The sequence below is a fragment of the Actinoplanes sp. NPDC019969 genome (assembly GCF_055562375.1).
This window is the reverse complement of sequence record NZ_JBVHFK010000010.1, coordinates 328966-345299: the sequence shown is the minus strand read 5'-3', so window position 1 is coordinate 345299 and position 16334 is coordinate 328966. Positions and strand designations below refer to the sequence as shown.

General features: G+C 70.7%; 20 protein-coding genes. 10 read left to right on the top strand and 10 right to left on the bottom strand.

Annotated elements, in window-relative coordinates:
- Positions 1–81: 81 nt before the first annotated feature.
- The 3 genes from ACZ3II_RS29325 to ACZ3II_RS29315 all read left to right on the top strand — a co-directional run bounded on the left by ACZ3II_RS29325 (position 82) and on the right by ACZ3II_RS29315 (position 4131).
- Complete coding sequence (locus ACZ3II_RS29325) at positions 82–909, top strand: sugar phosphate isomerase/epimerase family protein (RefSeq protein WP_465521226.1); 828 nt, start codon at positions 82–84, stop codon at positions 907–909.
- Positions 906–1496, top strand: coding sequence for a TetR/AcrR family transcriptional regulator (locus ACZ3II_RS29320; protein ID WP_465521224.1), 591 nt, complete (start codon positions 906–908; stop codon positions 1494–1496). The genes ACZ3II_RS29325 and ACZ3II_RS29320 overlap by 4 nt, the downstream gene beginning before the upstream one ends.
- 100 nt (positions 1497–1596) lie before the next feature.
- Complete coding sequence (locus tag ACZ3II_RS29315) at positions 1597–4131, top strand: family 78 glycoside hydrolase catalytic domain (RefSeq protein WP_465521222.1); 2535 nt, start codon at positions 1597–1599, stop codon at positions 4129–4131.
- Between the two features lie 38 nt (positions 4132–4169).
- Here the strand turns inward: ACZ3II_RS29315 and ACZ3II_RS29310 are convergent, their stop codons facing one another.
- On the bottom strand, positions 4170–4766 hold the full coding sequence (locus ACZ3II_RS29310) for a TetR/AcrR family transcriptional regulator (RefSeq protein WP_465521220.1): 597 nt from the start codon (positions 4764–4766) through the stop codon (positions 4170–4172).
- Positions 4767–4883: 117 nt separating this feature from the next.
- On the opposite strand from ACZ3II_RS29310, the gene ACZ3II_RS29305 reads away from it, so the two are divergent.
- The gene (locus tag ACZ3II_RS29305) at positions 4884–5699 is read left to right on the top strand and encodes an SDR family NAD(P)-dependent oxidoreductase (protein ID WP_465521218.1); all 816 of its coding nucleotides are present in this window, start codon (positions 4884–4886) and stop codon (positions 5697–5699) included.
- A gap of 236 nt (positions 5700–5935) precedes the next feature.
- Here the strand turns inward: ACZ3II_RS29305 and ACZ3II_RS29300 are convergent, their stop codons facing one another.
- The 5 genes from ACZ3II_RS29300 to ACZ3II_RS29280 all read right to left on the bottom strand — a co-directional run bounded on the left by ACZ3II_RS29300 (position 5936) and on the right by ACZ3II_RS29280 (position 9836).
- Entirely contained in the window at positions 5936–6067 is a 132-nt protein-coding gene (locus tag ACZ3II_RS29300) for a hypothetical protein (RefSeq protein WP_465521216.1), read from the bottom strand.
- Between the two features lie 120 nt (positions 6068–6187).
- On the bottom strand, positions 6188–6547 hold the full coding sequence (locus tag ACZ3II_RS29295; protein ID WP_465521214.1) for a hypothetical protein: 360 nt from the start codon (positions 6545–6547) through the stop codon (positions 6188–6190).
- A complete protein-coding gene (locus ACZ3II_RS29290) occupies positions 6540–6731 on the bottom strand; it encodes a hypothetical protein (protein WP_465521212.1) in 192 nt (63 codons plus the stop codon). The genes ACZ3II_RS29295 and ACZ3II_RS29290 overlap by 8 nt, the downstream gene beginning before the upstream one ends.
- A 418-nt stretch (positions 6732–7149) precedes the next feature.
- Positions 7150–8421, bottom strand: a complete 1272-nt coding sequence (locus ACZ3II_RS29285) for an MFS transporter (RefSeq protein WP_465521210.1) — start codon at positions 8419–8421, stop codon at positions 7150–7152.
- Between the two features lie 5 nt (positions 8422–8426).
- The gene (locus tag ACZ3II_RS29280; protein ID WP_465521208.1) at positions 8427–9836 is read right to left on the bottom strand and encodes an NAD(P)-binding domain-containing protein; all 1410 of its coding nucleotides are present in this window, start codon (positions 9834–9836) and stop codon (positions 8427–8429) included.
- Between the two features lie 88 nt (positions 9837–9924).
- On the opposite strand from ACZ3II_RS29280, the gene ACZ3II_RS29275 reads away from it, so the two are divergent.
- The 6 genes from ACZ3II_RS29275 to ACZ3II_RS29250 all read left to right on the top strand — a co-directional run bounded on the left by ACZ3II_RS29275 (position 9925) and on the right by ACZ3II_RS29250 (position 13570).
- Positions 9925–10140 carry a hypothetical protein gene (locus ACZ3II_RS29275; RefSeq protein WP_465521206.1) on the top strand — a complete coding sequence of 72 codons (216 nt, stop codon included), beginning with the start codon at positions 9925–9927 and terminating at the stop codon, positions 10138–10140.
- Positions 10141–10226: 86 nt separating this feature from the next.
- Positions 10227–10595 carry an ArsR/SmtB family transcription factor gene (locus ACZ3II_RS29270; RefSeq protein ID WP_465521204.1) on the top strand — a complete coding sequence of 123 codons (369 nt, stop codon included), beginning with the start codon at positions 10227–10229 and terminating at the stop codon, positions 10593–10595.
- Positions 10596–10686: 91 nt separating this feature from the next.
- The gene (locus ACZ3II_RS29265; RefSeq protein WP_465521202.1) at positions 10687–11016 is read left to right on the top strand and encodes an ArsR/SmtB family transcription factor; all 330 of its coding nucleotides are present in this window, start codon (positions 10687–10689) and stop codon (positions 11014–11016) included.
- 214 nt (positions 11017–11230) lie between these two features.
- Positions 11231–11410 carry a 50S ribosomal protein L32 gene (gene rpmF / locus ACZ3II_RS29260; RefSeq protein WP_465521200.1) on the top strand — a complete coding sequence of 60 codons (180 nt, stop codon included), beginning with the start codon at positions 11231–11233 and terminating at the stop codon, positions 11408–11410.
- On the top strand, positions 11407–12645 hold the full coding sequence (locus tag ACZ3II_RS29255; RefSeq protein WP_465521198.1) for a GTP-binding protein: 1239 nt from the start codon (positions 11407–11409) through the stop codon (positions 12643–12645). Before rpmF ends, ACZ3II_RS29255 begins: the two co-directional genes overlap by 4 nt.
- The gene (locus ACZ3II_RS29250) at positions 12629–13570 is read left to right on the top strand and encodes a GTP-binding protein (RefSeq protein WP_465521196.1); all 942 of its coding nucleotides are present in this window, start codon (positions 12629–12631) and stop codon (positions 13568–13570) included. The genes ACZ3II_RS29255 and ACZ3II_RS29250 overlap by 17 nt, the downstream gene beginning before the upstream one ends.
- Positions 13571–13596: 26 nt before the next feature.
- Here the strand turns inward: ACZ3II_RS29250 and ACZ3II_RS29245 are convergent, their stop codons facing one another.
- Genes ACZ3II_RS29245 through ACZ3II_RS29230 form a run of 4 tightly spaced genes read right to left on the bottom strand, consistent with a single transcriptional unit; the run spans position 13597 to position 16334 of the window.
- On the bottom strand, positions 13597–13878 hold the full coding sequence (locus tag ACZ3II_RS29245) for an ArsR/SmtB family transcription factor (protein WP_465521194.1): 282 nt from the start codon (positions 13876–13878) through the stop codon (positions 13597–13599).
- Positions 13875–14711 (bottom strand): metal ABC transporter permease, encoded by an 837-nt coding sequence (locus ACZ3II_RS29240; RefSeq protein WP_465521192.1) that lies wholly within the window; start codon positions 14709–14711, stop codon positions 13875–13877. Before ACZ3II_RS29240 ends, ACZ3II_RS29245 begins: the two co-directional genes overlap by 4 nt.
- Positions 14695–15582 carry a metal ABC transporter permease gene (locus ACZ3II_RS29235; RefSeq protein WP_465521190.1) on the bottom strand — a complete coding sequence of 296 codons (888 nt, stop codon included), beginning with the start codon at positions 15580–15582 and terminating at the stop codon, positions 14695–14697. Before ACZ3II_RS29235 ends, ACZ3II_RS29240 begins: the two co-directional genes overlap by 17 nt.
- On the bottom strand, positions 15579–16334 hold the full coding sequence (locus ACZ3II_RS29230) for a metal ABC transporter ATP-binding protein (protein WP_465521188.1): 756 nt from the start codon (positions 16332–16334) through the stop codon (positions 15579–15581). Before ACZ3II_RS29230 ends, ACZ3II_RS29235 begins: the two co-directional genes overlap by 4 nt.

Sequence of the window (16334 nt, the reverse complement as noted above, 5' to 3'; positions counted from 1 at the left end):
GCTTGTTGTCGACCACCCCCCGATAATGATTGCCTCAACGGCAATGTTGCAAATTTTGCAACCAACAGTGATGGTGGGGGCATGACCGAACACGCCGCCTCCGGCCCCCGGCTGTCCGTGCAGCTCTACAGCGTGCGTGACCAGCTCGCCGCCGACCTCGACGGCACCCTGACACGTCTGGCGGCCCTCGGCGTCGACGCGGTCGAGCCCTACACGGTGTTCGACCGGCCCGCCGAACTGGCCGAGGCTCTCCACCGGCACGGCCTCGCCGCGCCCACCACGCACGCGCCGTTCCTGTCCGACGAGATCGAATATCAGGGTCACCTGGTGCCGCTGCCGCCACCCGCCACCGCCTTCGAAGCCGCCCGGGCACTGGGCGCCGAAGTCGTCATCGACTCGATGACCTCCCCCGCCCGGTGGCGGAAGCCCGGCGATGTGGCAGCCACCGCCGCCCGGCTCAACGCCGCCGCCGAGACAGCTGCGGCATTCGGGTTGCGAGTGGGCCACCACAACCATTCCTTCGAGTTCCACCACAGCTTCGACGCTGTCAGCGCGTACGAGTACTTCGTGTCGCTGCTCGACGAGGCGGTGCTGCTGGAGGTCGACCTGTATTGGGCGGCGCTCGCCGGCCAGGACCTTCCGGCATTGCTGGGACGCCTCGGTGACCGGGTGCACGCGGTGCACGTCAAGGACGGTGCTCTCGTCGCCGACCCGTTCGTCTCGTCGGTGACCTACGACGCCACGCTGCTGGGGCAGCAGCCGGTCGGCAGTGGCGAACTCGGCATCGCCGCGGCTCTCGGCGCGGCCCGCAACGTCGCCCTGCACGTGGTGGAGTTCGACCACGCCGACGACCCGTTCACCGCGATCGGCGAGTCCGTGCGGTACCTGCGCGAGAGGGTGACGGCATGACACAGCCGGGACTGCGGGAACGCAAGAAGGCGGCCACCCGGGCGACGCTGAGCCGGACCGCGTGGTCGATGATGCTGGAGCAGGGCCTGGACGCGGTGACACCCGAATCGGTGTCCGCAGCCGCCGACATGGCGCCACGGACGTTCCGCTACCACTTCCGCAACCGCGAAGAGGCGATCCTCGACGAACTGGCCCAACAGCATCTGACCCTCGCCGACCAGCTCCGGGCCCGCCCGGAGCAGGAACCGATCTGGGACAGCCTGCTCGCGGTCCTTCCCCCGGCGGTCGCCCGGATGTGCGGCGATCGCCACGTCTTCGCCACGCTCATGCAGGTCATCGGTGACAACCAGGCCATGCTCGCGCAGAACCTGGTGGTGCTGGAACACAGCCGGCGCTCCCTCGCCTCGGTCATCGCGGAACGGACCGGCACCGATCCGCACACCTCCACCGTGCCGAACCTGTTCGCCGGTGTCGCCGTCACCGCGATCAGCACCGCCGTCACCCACTGGGCACAAAACACCGCCGACACGGATCTGGCCGACGTGCTGACCGGCTGCCTGACCCGGCTGCGGACGGGACTGCCATGATCCGGCTGATCTGCAACCCGATCGACCTGCTCGACGTCGACACGTTCGACGCCGCCGGTGTCACCCGCGGCACCCCCGTTGCGATCGAGGAGACACCCCGGTGACCACCCCCTACGACCTGCGCGCCGACACTTCCTCGCCCCGGCCCCTGTTGTCCTGGAAGCCCGGTGGCAACGGCGCCTGGCAGCTGCACGCCCGCATCGACGGCGTCGAGATGCCGCCTGCCACCGTGTCACAGCACCTGTTCGCCACCTGGCCCTGGCGTGACCTTGCCAGCGGTGAGACGGTCGCATGGCGGGTCGGCGACTCGGACTGGAGCACCTTCGAGGTGGGCCTGCTCGACGAGGACTGGACCGCGTCCTGGATCTCCCCCGCCGAACCGCACACGCCGCCGCTCGGGCAGCGGCCCGCCTACACGCTGCGCGGCCGTTTCCAGGTGACCGGTGAGGTGGCCCGCGCCCGGCTGTACTCGACCGCGCTCGGCGTCTACGAGGCCTTCGTCAACGGCGACCGCGCCGGCGACGCCGAACTCACCCCCGGCGCCACCTCCTACGCCGACACCCTCTACGCGCAGGCCTGCGACGTCACCGCCGCCCTGCGGCCCGGCGCCAACACCCTGGAAGTGCTGCTGTCCGACGGCTGGTACCGCGGCATGAACGGCACCTGGCGCAAACCCGGCGCGTGGGGCGACCGCACCGCCGCCCGCGTCGAACTTCACCTGCGCTATACCGACGGCCGCACCCAGGTCATCGGCTCGGACGGCGACTGGACCTCGCAGCCCAGCGCCGTCACCGCCGCCGACCTGATGAACGGGCAGACCACCGACTTCACCGTCACCGCACCGCCACCGGCGCCCGTGCTCGTCGGCGCGGTCACCGCACCGCCGGTCGGCTGGTCGCCCGCCCCGCCGGTCCGCCGCGTCCAGCAACTGCGGCCGCGTGACGTCCGCCGGCATGCCGACGGGTCCTGGATCGTCGACTTCGGCCAGAACGCCGCCGGCTGGATCCGGCTGAGCGACCTCGGACCGGCCGGCACCCGTACCGTCATCGATCACGGCGAACACCTCGACCCGACCGGTGATCTCGACACCGCCCACCTGGACAGCGCGAGACCCGGCCAGCCATCGATCCCGTTCGTCCAGCGCGACCAGGTGATCTCGTCCGGGACGCCCGGGGAGGTGTTCGAGCCCCGGCACACCGTGCACGGCTTCCGGTACGCGCGGATCAGCCGCAGCGACGTACCCCTCGACCCGGCCTCGATCGTCATGCAGGTGGTCCACACCGACCTGCGCCGCACCGGCACGTTCACCTGCGGCGACGACGACCTGAACCGGCTGCACGAGATCGCCGACTGGAGTTTCCGCGGCAACGCCGTCGACATCCCCACCGACTGCCCCACCCGCGAACGCCTCGGCTGGACCGGCGACTACCAGGTCTTCGCACCCACCGCCGCCCGGCTGTACGACGTCGACGGGTTCAGCCGCAAATGGCTGCGCTCGGTCCGCGACGACCAACTCGATGACGGCCGGATCGTCAACACCTCCCCCGACCACGCCCGCCTCAAGACCATCGCCAACCCTGAGGCCGACATCATCACCGGCTCCGCCGGCTGGGGCGACGCCATCGTCCACGTGCCGTGGGTGCTCTACGAGACGTACGGCGACCATCAGGTCCTCGCCGAGAACTTCGACGCCATGACCCGCTGGGTCGAGTGGGCGCTCGGCAAAGCCCGCGACAACCGTCACGCGTCACGTGTCGAGCGATCCGCCGACCCGCTGCCGCACGAGCAGTTCCTCTGGGACGGCTCGTTCCACTGGGGCGAGTGGCTGGAACCCGACGGGCTGTCCCCGGCGAAGGACCCGATCGGCTGGTTCATGGCCGACAAGGGCGAGGTCGGCACCGCCTACCTGTACCGCTCCACCCGGACCCTCGCCACGGCCGCCGAGGTCCTGGGCCGGCGGGCCGAGGCCGAGCACTACGCCGGCATCGCCGAGCAGGTCCGCGCCGCCTGGCAGACCGAATTCCTCGACGGCGGCAGCCGTGCGCAGGCCTTCTACGTCCGCGCCCTCACCTTCGACCTGGTACCGGATCACATGCAGGCCCGGTACGCCGAGGAGCTGGTCGCGCTCGTCGAAGCCGCAGGTTTCCACCTCGGCACCGGCTTCCTGTCCACGGCCGACCTGCTGCCGGTGCTGGCCGACACCGGCCACGCCGACGTCGCCTACGCGCTGCTGTACCAGCGGACCACGCCGTCGTGGCTGGGCATGATCGACCGCGGCGCCACCACCATCTGGGAGGAATGGGACGGCGTCGACGCCGACGGCGCCGCGACCGCGTCGCTCAACCACTACAGCAAGGGCGCGGTCATCCGGTTCCTGCACACCCACACTCTTGGGCTGCGCCAGGCACCCGGCTCGATCGCCTGGGAGCGGTTCATCGTCGCGCCGGTCCCCGACGATCGGATCGGCTGGGCAAGGGGCACCTTCGACAGCCCGCGAGGCACCATCACCGTGAGCTGGCGCCTGGAAGCGGGGAAGCTGCTGCTCGACGTCGATGTTCCGCCAGGATCCACCGCGGAGATCGTGCTGCCGGACGGCCGGGGGCGCACCGTGGGCCCGGGACGGCATCACGCGTAACCGCGATGCCGGTACGGCCCCGGCCGGGGCCGTACCGGCTAACGATCGAGGGTGCGCGACGGCGGCAGGACCGCGCCGAGGATGCGAGCGAGATCCGCCTCCGACGGAGGCGTGCCGTGTGCCTGCTCCCACATCACCACGGCTTGGAAGATGACGTAGGCGATGACGGGCACGTCGCATGCGGCGCTGATCTCGCCACCGTCGACGGCGCGATCCAGCACCCGATGGAACGGCGCAAGGGTACGGGCGTTGGCGGCACGGACCAGCTCCCGTAGCTCAGCGGCGCCGGTGATCGCCGCCGTGACCATCGCACGGCCCTCGGGTGTGGCGGCGTTGTCCCTGATCAGCACCGTCAGCGCCAGTAGATCGCCGGCCACCGAGCCGGTGGCGGGATCGACGTCGTAACGCTCCAGAAGTGGCTCCACCACCATCTGGAGCAGAGCCGCCTTCGAGGGCCAGCGCCGGTAGATCGTCGGGCGGCTCACCCCTGCCGTCTTCGCGACGGCGTCGACGGTGAGGTTGATGAAGCCGGTCCTCGACAGCTCCGTCAGGACGGCGGCCCGCACCTTTTCGACCACCTGGATGCTGCGGGGGCCTCGTTGAATGCCGCGAGTGGGCCGGTTCGGTGCCGTCATCAGGCCTCGACCTTAACGAACGACCCGCCAGCCAATGAATGTTTACACTCTGTTGCCATCTGGCGATCGAGGACCTACCGTCGGCACTCACCACGACTCATACAGAAAGGCCCCACCATGTCCACTGCTGAGGTATCCAGCAAATCCCTGGCCGAGCTCCTCTCCCTGACCGGCCGCCGGGCCGTCGTCACCGGCGGGGCGCGAGGACTGGGCAAGGCGATCGCGCTGCGCCTGGCCGAAGCAGGCGCCGACCTGATGATCGGCGACATCGAGGAAGGCCTGGCCCTCGAAGCAGCCCAGGACATCGCCCAGCGTCACGGGGTACGGGCCGTCGGAAGCGCTCTGGACGTCACGGACTCGGCTTCGATCCGGGCCGTCGCGGACCGGGCGGTCACCGAACTGGGCGGCCTGGAGATCTGGGTCAACAACGCCGGAATCTTCCCCAGCGTCCCGCTGCTCGACATGACCGACGAAACCTGGGACAAGGTCCTCGACGTCAACGCCCGAGGCACCTTCGCCGGCGCCCGGGAAGCCGCCCGGCGCATGACCGCCGCAGGCACCGGCGGCGTCATCATCAACGTCATCTCCACGGCGGGCTTCCGCGGAAGCGCCCCGGGCCTGGCCGCGTACGTGTCGTCCAAACACGCCGTACGAGGACTCACCCGCGAGCTCGCCCTGGAACTCGCGCCCCTGGGCATCCGGGTACTGGGCGTCGCACCGAGCCACGTCCCCACGGAAGGCAACATCGCAGCGGCGACCGCCGCCGGAGTCCCGGCCGAACAACTCTCCGCGATGGCGCTGATGATGACCGGCCCGATCGGGCGCCCCGGCGTCCCGGACGACATCGCCCGGGTCGCGCTGTTCTGCGCCTCGGACCTGTCAACCTTCATGACGGGCAGCACCCTATTGGCCGACGGCGGCACCACCGCCTGACAACGTCCACATCGCGGCCGCCGCGGGCAGGCCGGGATCATCCGGTGTTCGCCCTTGCCACAGCCGTAGGTGTGGCAGAACGAACGCTACGGACTGCAGGCACCGTACGGGCGCCGCCGGGGCGAGCCGGCCAACTGTCGGCGCAGCGACCCGACGTCGATGCCATGGCGGAGTGCGTCATACATGGCGCCGTGACCCCGCCGGCGCTCCGGTGCCAGCAACGACCCCACCAGGGTCTACACCGGCCCGTCGATGCACAGCAGGGTGTCCGTCAGCTCGAACAAGGCGTCGGACCGCCTGATCATGCATCGATAGAGCTGCTCACGGCAAACCGCCAACACATCGATCGCCTGCGCCTTCATTGTCACGGCCGCCACAATGAGCGTCGATAGGTGCCAGATGCGCCCATCCCCGCGTGAACTCGCAGGGCCGCCAGTGTTCGATCTCCATAGGGGCTCATTCGCGAAAAGTGCGCCGGAGCCCCAAGCTCACGAACAAAGCCAGCTCGAGCCACGTTGGGTACTCGCGGCCACCTCGTTGATCATGTCGATGCTGATATGTTCGGCTTCCGCCAGCCGGCTCTGGGCCGCCAGAGGCAAGGTGACGCCGAGACCCGCTGCAGCGTTCACCGCCATGGCCGTGTCGCGGAGCGCCGCAGGCAATGCCAAATTCGGTACGGGGTTCAGCAGCTCCGTAGCCACGTACGCGTCGGTGTCATCGGCGTTGGCAATGGCTCTGATCGCCGCAGCAACATGATCAACATCTTCTCCGGCCGCGAGCTCGCAGACGGTAAGTCCGAGTCGGACGGCGAAGACTGCCGTCTCGCCGTCCGACTCGAGTTCATGCACTGTCGGTGGCGCCGGCCCGCTCGACGGCGTCCGCCACGTTCTGCAACCACGGCCCTGTAAGCCATTGCCGGCTTCTGACGGCACCTCTGGCCAGCAGATCCAGTGAGCTCTGCGCTGAGCGCCGTTCGGACAGCCACTCGTACTTATTGCTCGCCATGGCGATCTGCGGGTGCAGGGTGATCACGCGCTGGACTCGTTTCCAGTCGCGGTCGATGTCGTCCTTCTTGATACCGCGTCGATCAACGGCTGCTTGATGTCCTGGGCACGCAGCGGAGCTGGTGAGGCGCGGATGATGTCGACGAACACGGAACCCGGATCTTTCCCGAACTGCCTGACAAGACCCTTTATGCCCACGGCTCACCGCTCCCAGCCAGAGTCACCTATTCCCGGATGATAGTCATTCGAAAGAGGCGAAAACGTGTCAGCTGAGCGACAGAGGACATCCGTTCTGATCAATGCCACGTCGGTGCTAAGAGACTCGGCGTTCCCCCGCCGCGACCGCTCGTCACGTTGCCGCGCGGCCGCACGCGACGGAGGCGGTCCGCCTGCGCACACTGCGGTGAGGGACTGTCAAGAAGACGGCTCTGGCGCAGAAACGGCGGTCAGCCGGCGCGTCCGGCGGCCCCGGCTGTTGTGGGCGACATGCTGGGTGGTGGTGCGGCGCCGGCGCGGGCCAGGATGCCGGTCGTGGCGACCAGGCCGGCGGCTCCGATGGTGAGCAGGATGATCAGGTAGCCGCCGGAGGTGGCGAGCAGCGCGGCGGCGGCCAGGGGCGCCCCGGCTTTGGCGAGGGTGACGCATGCGGACAGGGTGCCGGCGATGCTGGCGTACGCGGTGGTGTCGTACCGGTCGGCGAGCAGTTGCGGGGTGGCGAGGCTGGCGACGCCGAAGCCGAGCCCGAAGCAGGTGACGGCGAGGATCGCCCCGGCCCGGCTGCCGGCAACGGTGGGCAGGCTGAATGCCGCGGCGGCTTGCACGGTGAAGATGGCGGCGACGAGGCGGTGCAGCCGGATGCGGCGACCGGTAATGGTCAGCAGGAGCCGGCCGGTGACCGACAGGACGCCGAGGAGCCCGGCCACACTGGCGGCGAAGGTGGCGGGGTGGCCCCGGCTGATCAGGTAGCCGACGAGGTGGACGGTCATGGTGGTCATCGCGGCGGCGTGGGCGAGGAACGCGCCGGCCAGCCACCAGAACCGGGGGTCGCGCATCGCTGCGCGGATCAGGATGCGACGGTGCTCGACGGTGTGCCGGGCCGGATGGGTGGTTTCCGGTGGGCGGCGGACGACGAGCAGATGCAGGGGTACGGCGACGGCTGCGTACAGGGCGGCGAGGAGCAGTACGGTGGTACGCCAGCCGTGGTGCTGATTGAGCCAGCCGGTGAGCGGCATGAAGATGGTGCTGGCAAACCCTGCCACGATGATCATGCCGAGGATGGCTTTCGGCCGGCGGCCGGCGTCGAACCAGGACACCAGCACGGCGGTGGCCGGTTCGTAGAGGGCCATCGCCTTCGCGATGCCGAGCCCGGCGAAGATCAGGTACAGCTGCCCCACGGTACGGGCGTGTGCCCAGGCCACCAGCATGCCGGCGCCGAGCAGGGCGCCGGTGGTCATCAGGGCGCGGCCGCCGTACCGATCGAGGCATCTGCCGACGGGTACGGCAACGGCGGCTTGGACCAGGATCGCGGTGGTGAAGGCTCCCGTGACGGCTGCGGGTGTGGTGTGCAGGTCGGTGGCGATCGGGTGCAGCAGGACAGCGAAGGCGTAGTAGAGGCTGCCGTAGCCGATGGTCTGGGTGATGGCGAAGGTCGCGACGATCCACCAGCCATGGAACACCCGCCGGCCACCGGTGGTGGCCGGCGGGTTCTCAAGGCTCACGATTGTCAGCAGCAGGAGCCGGTCTGGTCCTCGGCGGGTTTGTCGCCGAGGGTGATCAGGTTCAGCGGTGCGGTGAGCAGCCCGCCGGCGATGCCTGTGGCCAGACCGCGTCCGGCCGGCTCCACGGTGGGCGCACCGCAGCAGCCGCCACCGGCGGCGACGGTGTCCTCGCCCTCGACCGGGTTGCTGTTACAGACACCGGTCTCCGGCAGGTCGAGCCGCACATCGCGGGCGGCGTCCCAGTCCCCGGCCAGCGCGGCGACGACCGAGCGGGCCTGTTCGTAGCCGGTGGCGAGCAGGAACGTCGGCGCACGGCCGTAGCTCTTGACGCCGATGGCGTAGTAGCCGGGCTCGGGGTGGGTGAGCTCGGCGACGCCGTGCGGCGGGACGGTGCCGCAGGAGTGCTCGTTCGGGTCGATCAATGGCGCCAGCGCCCGGGTGGAACCGAGGATCGGGTCGAGGTCCAGGCGCAGTTCACCGGTGATCGTGTGGTCGGGCCGGAAGCCGGTCGCTGACACGATCCGATCCACCGTGACCGGCCGTTCGCCGTCGGACACCGTCACCGCGTCCCCGTCGGCGGTGAGGCTCTGCACGGCGAAGCCGGTGTACAGGGTGATGGCGCCGTTCTCGACGTGCTCGCGCAGCCGGGACCCGAGCGCGCCACGGGCGGGCAGGGCGTCGGCGGTCTCCCCGCCGTAGGTGCGCGCCGGGCTGATGGCACGGACCGCCCAGCTCACGCTGGTTCCCGGCGTCTGGGTGGCGAGGTCGGCCAGGGCGAGCAGGGTGTTGGCGGCGGAGTGCCCGGCGCCGATGACGAGGGTGCGTTTGCCGGCGAACCGGTCGCGGTCGCGGCCGAGCACGTCCGGCAGCGCGGACTCCACGAACCGGGCGGCGCTGCTCTCACCGTGGGCGGGGATGCCGGAGGCGCCGAGCACGTTGGGAGTGTCCCAGGTGCCGGAGGCGTCGATGACCGCGCGGGCGAGAAGATCCTCGCCGGTGGCGAGGCGGATCAGGTACGGGGTCTGCTCGCGGCCTGCGCTGCGCACCCGGTCGAGGCCGAGGCGGGTGATCGCGGCAACCCGGGCGCCGTAGCGGATGTGCGGCTTGAGGGCGGGCAGGTCGGCCAGGGGCTGCAGGTAGTCGGCGGCGAGTTGGGCGCCGGTGGGCAGCTTGTCGTCGTCGGGGCGCACCCAGCCGGCGTCGCCGAGGAGGCGGGCGGCGGCCGGGTCGATGTTGAACCGCCACGGCGAGAACAGCCGCACGTGTCCCCACTGCCGGACCGCGTCGGCCGGGCCGTTGCCGGCTTCGAGTACCACGAAGGGCAGACCGCGGTCGGCCAGGTGAGCGGCGGCGGCAAGACCGACCGGGCCGGCGCCGATCACGGCGGTGGGCGGCTCGGGGAGGTTGCTGGACATGCGGATGGCTCCCTGTCTGAGATGACGATAGAAGGTGGTCGAGGCCGGGGTTTCAGATCGGCGGGGTCAGCCGCAACAGCCCTGGCCGGTGGCGATCGCAGTGGTCTTGGCAGTGCTGCCGCAGCAGGAGCTGTCGGTGGCGGCTTCGGCGCTGGTGCCGCAGCAGGGAACGGCCTCCGGATCAGCCGGTGCGGTGCCGGTGCCGGTGGGGCAACAACCGGCGGCGGCCGTGGCCGGCGCGACGGTGGGATTGCCAGGAACGGGTGCGGGGTGGCTCATCGTCGGTCCTCTCCTCGGTGACTGACCGAGCGTGGTTTCGATGGATGCTGGATCCGATGGTTATCGAAACCAAGACTTGCACGCGGCTTCGATAGTTGTCAAACTCGATTCATGTCGAAACCGGCCGCCCTCTCCCCCGTCCCGTCCGTCGCTGATGAACAGGTGCCGTGCTGCCCGCCGATGGCACAGCAGCGCGTCGACGCCGGCACGGCGGTGAACCTGTCGGCGGCGTTCAAGGCCCTCGGTGACCCGGTCCGGTTGCAGCTCATGTCGATGATCGCCTCCGCGCCCGACGGTGAGATCTGCGTCTGCGACCTCACCCCCGCCTTCGAGGTGTCCGGCTCGACCATCTCCCACCACCTGAAGACCCTGCGCGAGGCCGGCCTGGTCGACGCCGAGCGCAGGGCGAGCTGGGTCTACTACCGCCCCCGCCCCGCCCTGATGCGGCAACTCGCCACCCTGCTCACCCCCAACGACTGACCCGAGACCTCAACTGCCGAGCCTCACCGCGATGCCGCTTCACCCGGTGTTCGTTCGACCATGCAAGGTTGACTCAGCGATCATTGAGTCAATGAAAGCTGATACTTCCTCGTTGCCGGCGTGGGCCCGGGTGCACGCCGCGCTCGGCGATCCGGCCCGCCTCGCGATCGTCGACGCGCTCACCCTCGGCGACGCGTCCCCCGGCGAGATCGCCGCGGAGTTCGGCATGCCGACCAACCTGGTCGCTCACCACGTGAAGGTGCTGCAGGACGCGGGTCTCCAGCGAGTCCACCCCCGCGCGGTGCGGGTCGCCCACGAACACGGCCTCGCCTTGAACCGGCCGGCACCCGGCACGCCGACGACGTGCTGCAGGACGGCGACCTGGTCATCGCCGTCTGCGACAACGCCCACGAGGATCTGACCGGCCCGGCCACGGCTGCACTGGCCGGTGCCCGGCCCCGCCCGCGTCGACACCGACGCCGCGTTCGAGGCCGCCTACACCGACCTCGCCGACCGCATCGACCGGATCGCGCCTGTCCTCGGGTGCGGCGCGCTTCCGATGCACCCCCGACTTTACAATGAAAACCGTTTCCAACAAGATGTGCGTGTCAGATTCCCGCACCGGAGGAACACCCATGGCCGTCCCGAAACGGCGCACCTCGCGCGCCAACACCCGCCACCGTCGTGCTCAGTGGAAGGCGACCGTCCCCACGCTGGCCGACTGTCCCTGCCCGCGCGGGGAGAAGATCGTCCCGCACCGGGCCTGCACGCACTGCGGGCTCTACCGCGACCGGCAGGTGACCGACCCCCGATGAGCAGCACGACCACACCGGAACGCCTGCCGGTCACCGTCCTGTCCGGATTTCTCGGCGCCGGCAAGACCACCCTGCTCAACCACCTTCTCGCCAACCGCGACGGGCTGCGCGTCGCGGTGATCGTCAACGACATGAGCGAGATCAACATCGACGGCGCGCTGGTCCGCGACGGCGGAAGCCTGTCCCGTACCGAGGAACGTCTCGTCGAGATGACCAACGGGTGCATCTGCTGCACCTTGCGCGACGACCTGCTGGGCGAGGTGGCCGGCCTCGCCCGGCAGGGCCGCTTCGACTATCTGCTCATCGAGTCCAGCGGCATCTCCGAACCGCTGCCGGTCGCCGCCACGTTCGCGTTCGGCATCGACGACCAGGAGCGGGTGCTCGCCGACGTCGCCCGGCTCGACACCATGGCCACGGTGGTCGACGCCCCGCATCTCATCGCGCAGATCGATGCGGGCGAGACCCTGGAGGCGCGCGGCCTGGCCGCGTTCGAGGACGACGATCGTACGATCGCTGATCTGCTCGTCGACCAACTCGAGTTCGCCGACGTCGTCGTGATCAACAAGACCGACCAGGTCACCGCGGCGGAACTCGCCCGGGTGCAGGCGCTGGTCACCCGGCTCAACCCCGGGGCACGGCAGATCCGGTCCACGTTCGGCCGGGTGCCACCGGCCGAGCTGCTGGGCACCGGCCGCTTCGACATGGACGCCGCCGAGGCCGCGCCCGGCTGGGTCGCCGAGCTCAACGGCGACCACATCCCGGAGACCATCGAGTACGGCATCGGCAGCCTGCTGTTCCGCGCCCCCGAGCCGTTCCACCCGCAGCGGCTGTGGAACCTGCTGGACACCGCGGTCACCGAGTACGGCGTACTGCGCTCGAAAGGTTTCCTCTGGCTCGCCACCCGGCCCGGCATGATCGGGCTCTGGTCGCAGGCCGGGCCGAACGGCAGGTGTGATCCGGCCGGTGTGCCGGTCGCCGTCTCCGGACAGTGGCCGGACGACCCGGAGGAACGCGCCGTTCTGGAGCGGCGCTGGCATCCCGTCTTCGGTGACCGGCAGCAGGAGCTGGTCTTCATCGGGGTCCGGCTGCCGGTCGAGGAACTTCGCGAAGGGTTGCGCCGCTGCCTGCTGACCCCCGACGAACTGGCGGCCGGCGAGGAGGTCTGGCGGACCTGGAACGACCCGTTCCCGCAGTGGGACCTCGACGAGAGGGAACCCCATGCCCACCAGCACTGACCTCATGATCTGCGGCTTCTGGCCACACGCCACGGCCGAGGTCGCGGGACGGCACACGGTGCTGCCCGAGACCGTCGAACCGGACCAGCGGCGCACGCCCGGGAGCCCCAACCCGGCGATCATCACGGTCGTCCCCGCCGACCTGCTGCTCGACGGCCTGACCGACGACCGGCCGCTGCACGACCTCGAACCGCACCACGGCGACGAGCGCAGCATCGGTGAGCTGGTGGCTCGGCAGATCGAGCAGGCCGACGGCGTCCTGCTGACCGGGGACCTCGACGACGAGTGGGAGACCGAGCAACTACGGGTGCTGCTGCGCCGGATCGCACCGTGGGCGGTCCACCTGCGCCCGGGTGACCCGTTCACCACCGTGCACGGCCGTACCGGCCCGGCCGACCCGATCACGCGAGGGCTGCGCGGCTACCCGGTCGGCGTGCATGAGCCGATCGGGTCGCATGCGGTGAGCGCCTGTGTCTTCCGTGCCCGCCGCCCGTTCCATCCGGGCCGCCTGCACGACGCCCTGGACGAGGTCACCCACGGCGTGCTGCGCTCCCGCGGGCACTTCTGGCTGGCCGGCCGTCCGGACCTCGTCATGACGTGGGAGTCGGCCGGCGGGCTCTCCATCGGGCCGCACAGTGGCTGGCTGGCCCAGCTGCCGGACCAGCACTGGGCCGAGGTGGACCTCGAACGCAGGCTCGCCGCCGACCTGGACTGGGACCCCTACTACGGCGACCGGCACCATCACCTGTCGTTCACCGGCATCGACATGGACCCGGCCGGCATCCATCGCGCCCTGACCGGCTGCCTGCTCACCGACGACGAACTGTCTCGCGGTGAGCGGCACTGGCGACGGCTGGCGGACCCGTTCCGCCGGGCCTGTCCCGCGTCGGCGGCTGACCGCTCACCATCGAGGAGAAGTAGGTGAAACCCGTCGCCCGCACGCCCCGGTGATCAGCGGGCCACGAAACGGACGATCTGGTCGACCAGCCTGCCGGTGGCCTCCCCGGGCAGCGCGTAGTACACGTGCCGCCCCCGCCGGCTGCGCCGGATCAGGCCGGCATGGGTGAGGTTGCGCAGGTGATGCGACACCACGGTGGGATGAACGGCGGTCGCCTCGCACAGTTGCGCGGGCGTCGCCTCCCCGTCGCGCAGCAGCACCAGAATGTGCAACCGGGTCTGGTACGCCATCCCGCGCAGCACCTCCACCGCCCGGTCCAGGTCCTCGGGGCTCATACCGCCACCACCGCCCGCTTCACCGGACCGGCCGCCGGAGCCGTCAGCCGCACCAGCGCCCAGGACAGCAGCAGCACCGCGGTGGCAGCCAGCGAGATCGCAGCCCCCGCGGCGACGTCCCACCGGTTCGACGCCCAGAGACCGGCCAGGCCACTGCCGACGGCGAACACCACCGCCAGCCCGGTGATCACCGGCATCCGGTCCGACCACAGGCGGGCCGCCGCGGCCGGTGCGACGATCAGCGACAGCGCCAGGATGGTGCCGACCGCGGGGACGACGGTCACCACCACCACCTCGATGGTCAGCAGCAGCACCACGTCCCAGCCGCCGATCCGCACCCCGGCCACCCGGGCGCCGGACGGGTCGAACCCGGCGTACAGCAGCGGGCGGGCACAGACGGTCAGCAGCACCGCGACGACTGCCAGGACGACCGCGGTGACGACCAGGTCGGTGGTGCTGACCGTGAGGATCGAGCCGACCAGGAACGACGACAGGTCCCGGGAGAAGCCGCTCTGCGTGGCGACCAGCGCGGTGCCGAGCGCGAACCCGCCGGAGAGCACCACGCCGGTGGCGGCCGCCGCGTCCTGCCCGCGGCGGCGGGACAGGGCCGCCACCCCCAGCGCGATCACGGCGCCACCCAGCACCCCGCCCAGCAGCAGGTTCAGCCCGAGGATCGAGGCGGCGACCACGCCCGGGAAGGTGGCGTGGGTCAGCGCCATGGTGAAGAACGACAACCGCCGCAGCACCACGTGCACGCCGACCAGCCCGGTCAGCACACCGACCAGGACCACCTCGGCGACGGCCCGGTGCATCACGTCATCGAACCAGTTCATGCGGGGACCTCCTCGGCGCCGGGATCGTCGCGGTGACCCGCCGGCGATCCCGGATCAGTCGCACCGGCAGAAGCAGCAGATAGGACAGGACCAGCGCCAGCACCACGGCGGACGCCGACGGCAGCGACACCTGGTGGTCGAGGGAGGCGGTCCAGCTGGCCAGCAGCCCGGCGTATCCGGCGGCCAGGACCAGCCCGGAGCCGGCCACGGCCATCACCGCGAGCCGGTCGGTGATCATGCGGGCGGCCGCGGCCGGCACGATCAGCAGGGCGACGACCAGGATGGTGCCGACCGCGCGGACCGCGGCGACCACCACCAGCGCCAGGACGACGTTGAACCACAGGTCGATCCCGCCGACCCGGAACCCGGCCGCGCTCGCACCGGCCGGGTCGAACGTGCGGAACAGCAGCGCCCGCACGCCGATCAGCAGCGCCAGCAGGATCACCGCGGCGAGCACGGCGGTCTCGGCGAGCTGGCGTTCGGTGACGGTCAGCAGCCGGCCGAACAGGAACGACGTCAGGTCGCTGGTGTACGAGGCACGCCGGGACACCAGGATCACGCCGAGGGAGAACATGGCGGTCAGCACGACGGCGGTGGCCGCGTCGTCGGACACCTTCGCGGTACGGGTCAGGACGGTGAGGACCACGGCGGTGAGCACGCCGGCGACCAGTGCGCCGGCGACGATGCCGTCCAGCCCGGCGGCGACGAAGCCGATGACCACGCCGGGGAAGACGGTGTGGGTGAGCGCGTCGGAGACGAACGCCAGCCGGCGGGCGAAGACGAAGACGCTGACCGGGCCGCAGATCACCGCGAGCAGGGCGATCTCGGCCAGGGCGCGGGCCATGAACGGTACGGTGAACGGCTCGATCACGGCTCGGCCAGCACCATCCGGCCGTCGGCCAGGTCGATGGCGGCGTGGCCGTACGTCTGCCGCAAGGCCGTGGCCGTGAGCGTCTCGCCCGGCGTGCCCACCGCCCACTGCCGTCCGTTGATCAGGCAGACGAGATCGGCGAGATCGCGGGCGACGTTCAGGTCGTGGGTGCTGAGTACCAGGGCGGTGCCGGCGTCGCTGAGGTCGCGCAGCACCCGGACGATGGCTTCCTGACTGACCGCGTCGACGCCGTTGAACGGCTCGTCGAGCAGCAGCAGGCGCGGTTCGGCGACGATCGCGCGGGCCAGCAGCACCCGCTGGCGCTGGCCGCCGGACAGCAGGCCGAACCGGTGCCGCGCCCGGTCGGCGAGCCCCACCTGTTCGAGGGCGCCGGTGACCGCGCGGCGGTCGGCGGTGCGGGTGGGCCGCCACCAGCCGAGCTGCCGGTAGCGGCCCATCATGACGACCTGCCGGACGCTGACCGGGAAGTCGGCGTCGAGGGTGTCGGTCTGCGGCACGTACCCGACCAGGCCGCGCGCCTCGGCCGGTGGGCGTCCCAGGACGGTGGCCGTACCGCTGAGGATGCGGGCGATGCCGAGCACCGAGGTGATCAGGGTGGACTTGCCGGCGCCGTTCGGGCCGACCAGGGCGAGCCGCTGCCCCGCGCCGAGCTCCAGGTCCACGTCGGTGAGGACCGGTGTGGCGTGGTATCCGACGCTGACCCCGGCGTAACGCAGAGCAGCGGGCGACAT

Coding starts and splice junctions, on each gene's coding strand:
- ACZ3II_RS29250 (WP_465521196.1), top strand. CDS start 12,629: ATGCCCACCAGCACTGACCTCATGATCTGCGGCTTCTGGCCACACGCC.
- ACZ3II_RS29280 (WP_465521208.1), bottom strand. CDS start 9,836: ATGTCCAGCAACCTCCCCGAGCCGCCCACCGCCGTGATCGGCGCCGGC.
- ACZ3II_RS29320 (WP_465521224.1), top strand. CDS start 906: ATGACACAGCCGGGACTGCGGGAACGCAAGAAGGCGGCCACCCGGGCG.
- rpmF (WP_465521200.1), top strand. CDS start 11,231: ATGGCCGTCCCGAAACGGCGCACCTCGCGCGCCAACACCCGCCACCGT.
- ACZ3II_RS29230 (WP_465521188.1), bottom strand. CDS start 16,334: ATGTCGCCCGCTGCTCTGCGTTACGCCGGGGTCAGCGTCGGATACCAC.
- ACZ3II_RS29305 (WP_465521218.1), top strand. CDS start 4,884: ATGTCCACTGCTGAGGTATCCAGCAAATCCCTGGCCGAGCTCCTCTCC.
- ACZ3II_RS29270 (WP_465521204.1), top strand. CDS start 10,227: ATGTCGAAACCGGCCGCCCTCTCCCCCGTCCCGTCCGTCGCTGATGAA.
- ACZ3II_RS29325 (WP_465521226.1), top strand. CDS start 82: ATGACCGAACACGCCGCCTCCGGCCCCCGGCTGTCCGTGCAGCTCTAC.
- ACZ3II_RS29265 (WP_465521202.1), top strand. CDS start 10,687: ATGAAAGCTGATACTTCCTCGTTGCCGGCGTGGGCCCGGGTGCACGCC.
- ACZ3II_RS29310 (WP_465521220.1), bottom strand. CDS start 4,766: ATGACGGCACCGAACCGGCCCACTCGCGGCATTCAACGAGGCCCCCGC.
- ACZ3II_RS29240 (WP_465521192.1), bottom strand. CDS start 14,711: ATGAACTGGTTCGATGACGTGATGCACCGGGCCGTCGCCGAGGTGGTC.
- ACZ3II_RS29255 (WP_465521198.1), top strand. CDS start 11,407: ATGAGCAGCACGACCACACCGGAACGCCTGCCGGTCACCGTCCTGTCC.
- ACZ3II_RS29245 (WP_465521194.1), bottom strand. CDS start 13,878: ATGAGCCCCGAGGACCTGGACCGGGCGGTGGAGGTGCTGCGCGGGATG.